1 pseudogene is annotated in these 318 nt (G+C 43.1%); it reads right to left on the bottom strand.

Features of this window, described 5'->3' with window-relative positions:
- Positions 1 to 318, bottom strand: a pseudogene (locus AB4486_RS28080) (hypothetical protein); the annotation flags it as partial.

The raw sequence follows: 318 nt of genomic DNA on the forward strand, positions 1-318 counted from the left end.
GGGTAACTGACGGCAATCTTTAAGCAGAGCGCCAAAGGCTTCATTGAAAAACATCTTCTTCCAATCTTTTACTCGGACGAGCTCTGCCTTATCTTTCAAAACATCGAAGTCTTGCCACAATGCCGTTGGCCAAGAGCCACAATATTCAATGAATGACTCAAAACTGAGGTCATCGATATCGCCATAACGATTTACATACCAAAGAAAAAAACCATAACGCTCAGATAACGTCATTTCTGCTTTCAATAATCCCAAGGGTTTTGAATCACTTCCTGACAACCATTGAGCGACCAACACCTCAACCTCTGGCGCATCCTC

Source organism: Vibrio sp. 10N.222.55.C6 (genome assembly GCF_041473395.1).
In the GTDB taxonomy this organism is placed as follows: domain Bacteria; phylum Pseudomonadota; class Gammaproteobacteria; order Enterobacterales; family Vibrionaceae; genus Vibrio; species Vibrio crassostreae_C.